We start from the raw sequence: 4,611 nt of genomic DNA, 5'->3' as shown, positions 1-4,611 counted from the left end.
AATAAGTTAATTTTATTTAAAAATATATAAACAATAAATATTTTATGTGCAAAATATTATCTTAAAATATAAAATCAAAAATTACAATTTTATAAAATTTTAAAATTATAAAAAGTAATTTAACATGTCAATGTAAAAAAATCTATAAAATTATGAGTTAAAAAATTTTAAGATGACATTTAGATATAAATATTTTTATCTTTTGTATCTAACATATCTAAACAATTTATATAATTAATTTAAAACAAAATATTTTTTATACATTAATTTTTTTAATGCTAAAGATTATCTTTTACAATTAGAATAAATTAAGAATTATAAATAAATTTTTATTGATTATAGTAATAAAAACTTCTCGAAATTTTAATTTAAGATGATTGGCTGTATGTAAAAATAAATTTACAAAAGTCTTAAAAAATACTTAAAATCATACATTTAAAATTATAAGTTTTTATAAAAACACAAGATTAATCAATAATCTAGAAAAATTGATTATTTTTTTGACATTTTTTACAAATATCTAGAAAAACCCATTTGTAAAATAACTTTTATACATTGTTTTTATATTATTAATGCTATCTATAAATATTAGTCATGCTTTAATAGCTTCCCAACTTAATTGCCTAATATACTTAAATCTCTCTTCCATATCTTCTATTAAATTATTTCTATAATCTTTTGCTAATTGAACAATTGGGTTATAACAGTATGGAAGTAGTATATAAGGCGCAATTTTTTTAAAGGTATTTTCTTTTATTTTATTTTCAACAATTGAAAAAATAGGTTCAAACATTGCCACCGTATTTGCATTGGCAATACTTGGATTTAAAGAACACATTTCTATAAATAACAAATACTCCATACGCTCTACTATAAACGTGTATAGATTACTCATTAGTTTTTCAAATACTTTTTGACCTGAATCAGTTATGCTGATATTACGATTTATATATTGTCGCAATATATCTTTAACATATATATACACACCTTTTATAAGAGCTTCTTTGTTTTCATAATATAAATATATAGTAGCCGATGCTAATTTAGCCTTTTTTGCAATTTTTGATATGGATAAACCTTGAATTCCCTCATCAATTGCAAGAGTGATTACAGCATCAATAATTAATTGTTCTTTTTTTTATCTCGAATACGCATCTTATAACCCTTTCATTTATGTTATAACATTATACATTTTGCTTACTTTCCTTTCAATTAACTTTTATTATTTTATATTTTAACGCAAGATAAGATTATTGTGCCGTATAACCTCTATCAATTGGCAAAACTACACCCGTCATAAATGGACATTCATCTGAGGCAAGAAAATAAATTCCATTAGCAATATCTTCTACCGTGCCTAAACGTTTTTTCTTCTAATGTTTCTTTTGTTACAGCGCCTGACTCAATCGCTTCTTTTAAAATATCCGTTAAAATAGCACCTGGTGCTACTGCATTAATACGAATACCCGAAGTAGCATATTCTATTGCAGCACCTTTTGTCATTCCTACCACGGCGTGTTTAGTGGCACCATATTCTCCAGCAAATGGAATTCCATTTAAACCTGCAATCGAAGCTAAATTTACAATACTGCCAGAACCAACTTTTAACATTTCAAGTAAAGCATAACGCATGCCATAATACACCCCCATGATATTTGTTTCCACCATATTACGCATATTATTTGGTGATGTTTGAGCAAAATATTTTGCTTCTCCTGCAATAGCTGAATTATTTACTAATACGTCTAATTTTCCATATGTATCAACTATTGTTTTAATTAAATTTTTCACTTCCTCTTCTTTTGTTGCATCAACCAAATATACCTCAGCCTCAATACCTTGAATTTTGCATTCATATAAAAAAGCTTGTTTCTTGCTTTCATCTCTTGTTGTCGTAATAACTATATAGCTATTCTTGCCAAATTTAAAAGCTGTCGCCCTCCCAATACCGCTAGTGCCGCTTGTAATAAGAACTGTTTTTTCACAATTATTATCTCCTTTATTGAGTTAAGTTATTAATAAATGAACGTTCGTTTATTTATAAATTACTATATCATATTTAATTTGGTTTGTTAAATTAAATAATCCATTGATTACATTAAATTGCTATAGAAACGAAATTATCAAAAACTTAATATAAAACAGGTAAGTTTTTATACCCTTATTTATAATATATTTTAAAAAATTTAATTACTTAATAAGCTAGATAATTTGAATATTTAAAAAGAATTGCACGTTTAGAGGAAATTAGTATTATTTATTAATATTTAAAAGTGTTTTAAACTAGGACTATCATAATCAATTCTAAAATTATAAGTTTAAAGCATAAAAAAATTATATAAATGATTTTAATATTTCAAAATTATTTATATAATAATAAAATCTACTTCTTAAATATTTTTAATATATTTAAACTTATTTTTTTAAAAAAACTTTTTTTAGAATTTTGAAGCAAAAACTCGGCAATTTCTTTTCTTGCAAACATTAATGCAAAAGTATAAGGAGTCATTCCCAAACCATTATTTTCATCAATATTTGCTCCATATTTAACCAAAAGCTTACACATAGATAAATATCCTTTAAAACATACTCCAGCTAAGGGTGTTTGTCCACGATCATTTTTTTCATCCACCTTTGCACCTTTTTCTAAAAGCATTTTTGCACACTCATAAGAATCATTATAAGCAGCAAGCATAAGCAAAGTATCACCTTTGTGTGTTTTTAAATTGATATTTAAACCCGCATCTAACATTATCTTTAAATTTTCATAGTCATTATTTCTTGCAAAATCAAATGCCATCTTACAAAGCTCGGCAAATCTTTTTTCTTCTTCTAAACTAAGTTGCATAAATTATCCTTTAAATAATCTTTAGTTTGCCTCAAAAAGAGGCAAGTAAAAACTACTTATTTAAAGCTTTTTTAACACCATTTGCATAAGCAGGGGAAATTTTTTCAAAATGATTTAAAGCTCTAGCAATAATTTCTTTCTCAACTCCATCCATAGAAGCAGCAATGTTATTAAAAAGTTGTTCTTTTTGATTTTCATTCATTAAATCAAATAAGGCACGAGGTTGGCTATAAAAATCATCATCCATTGCTTTGTATCTTTGAGCATTGCCTTCTAAAATCAAATCAGGCTCAAGATAACTTTTATCTTCTTTTGGGCTATCATTATAACTATTTGGCTCATAATAAGCTTTACCATTTTTGTAAATATCAAAATTCATAGCACCTGCAACATTATAAGTATTTACCTCGCTTCTAGCACGATTTACAGGTAAAAGATGATAATTTGTTCCTATTCTATATCTTTGTGCATCTGGATAAGAGAAAATTCTAGCTTGAAGCATTTTATCCGGACTAAAGCCAATTCCAGAAACTATATTGCTAGGACTAAAAGCAGCTTGTTCTACTTCATTAAAATAATTATCAACATTTTTATTTAATACTATCTCGCCCACATCCATTAAAGGAACAATCTTATGAGGCCAAATTTTAGTTAAATCAAAAGGATTAAAACCAAGTTTTTCTATATCTTTTTCAGCTAAAATTTGAAGCTGAACTTTCCATTTTGGAAATTCTTTTCTCTCAATAGTCTCATAAAGATCTCTTTGATGACTCTCTCTATCTTTTGCTATCAAATTAGCTGCTTCTTCATTGGTTAAATTTTTAATACCTTGCATAGTTTTAAAATGAAACTTCACCCAAAATCTTTCATTTTTATCGTTGATAAAACTATAAGTATGACTTCCAAAACCGTGCATATGGCGATAACTCGCAGGAATTCCTCTATCGCTCATTAAAATAGTTACTTGATGCAAACTTTCAGGACAAAGTGTCCAAAAATCCCAAGCAGCATTATTACTTCTTAAATGAGTGCGCGGATCTCTTTTTTGAGTATGTATAAAATCAGGAAATTTATAAGCATCGCGGATAAAAAAAGTTGGGGTATTATTGCCAACTAAATCCCAGTTTCCTTCTTTGGTATAAAATTTTATTGCAAAACCACGAACATCTCTTTCAGCATCAGCTGCTCCTGCTTCTCCAGCAACGGTTGAAAAACGTAAAAAAAGCGGAGTAACTTCTCCTTTTTGAAAAACTTTTGCCTTAGTATATGCACTTAAATCAGCACTTATTTTCATTTCTCCATAAGCTGCACTTCCTTTAGCATGAACCGTTCTTTCAGGAATTCTTTCTCTGTTTTGATGAGCAAGCTTTTCAAGTAAAATATAATCTTGCATAAGCAATGGTCCTTTAACACCTGCACTTAAAGAATTTTGATTATCAGCAACAATATTTCCAAAGTCATTTGTTAATTTTTTCATAACCTCTCCTTATATAAAAAATAATTTTTAAATTAATTATATTCTTTGAAAATAAAAATAATATTAACTGATAAAAATTATTAATAAAAAATAAAAATTATTTTTATAATTGAGTATTTTTGGTATATTTTTTAATTTTACATGCTTTTTAAGATAAATATTTAGAAAATATTTTGGTTTTTGCTTATAATTTTTTTATATTGATTGAAATTAATAAAATATATAAATTTATTCAGATGATTTTTAAATTTAAACTTTATTATATTAAAATTAAATATTTTAATTA

General features: G+C 26.0%; 5 protein-coding genes and 1 pseudogene. All 6 read right to left on the bottom strand.

The window, feature by feature from the left end; all coding sequences use genetic code 11:
* Nucleotides 1–592 precede the first annotated feature (592 nt).
* Nucleotides 593–895, bottom strand: a complete 303-nt coding sequence (locus GQV94_RS07850) for a hypothetical protein (RefSeq protein ID WP_234126474.1) — start codon at nt 893–895, stop codon at nt 593–595.
* Between the two features lie 105 nt (nt 896–1,000).
* Nucleotides 1,001–1,120, bottom strand: a pseudogene (locus tag GQV94_RS07985) (TetR/AcrR family transcriptional regulator); the annotation flags it as partial.
* 130 nt (nt 1,121–1,250) lie between these two features.
* Nucleotides 1,251–1,331 (bottom strand): hypothetical protein, encoded by an 81-nt coding sequence (locus GQV94_RS07980; protein ID WP_442778711.1) that lies wholly within the window; start codon nt 1,329–1,331, stop codon nt 1,251–1,253.
* Between the two features lie 4 nt (nt 1,332–1,335).
* Nucleotides 1,336–1,968: an SDR family NAD(P)-dependent oxidoreductase gene (locus GQV94_RS07500; RefSeq protein WP_200170428.1), complete on the bottom strand. Its 633-nt coding sequence runs from the start codon at nt 1,966–1,968 to the stop codon at nt 1,336–1,338.
* A 415-nt stretch (nt 1,969–2,383) separates the two neighbouring features.
* Nucleotides 2,384–2,848: a Cj1386 family hemin-binding protein gene (locus GQV94_RS07495; protein WP_200170427.1), complete on the bottom strand. Its 465-nt coding sequence runs from the start codon at nt 2,846–2,848 to the stop codon at nt 2,384–2,386.
* A gap of 52 nt (nt 2,849–2,900) precedes the next feature.
* Nucleotides 2,901–4,325, bottom strand: a complete 1,425-nt coding sequence (locus tag GQV94_RS07490; protein ID WP_200170426.1) for a catalase — start codon at nt 4,323–4,325, stop codon at nt 2,901–2,903.
* Between the last annotated feature and the right edge of the window lie 286 nt (nt 4,326–4,611).

This window comes from Campylobacter sp. TTU_617 (assembly GCF_016599045.1).
Taxonomy (GTDB): Bacteria; Campylobacterota; Campylobacteria; order Campylobacterales; family Campylobacteraceae; genus Campylobacter_D.
Note: the sequence above shows the minus strand (reverse complement) of the source record. Positions and strands in the feature narration are given on the sequence as shown.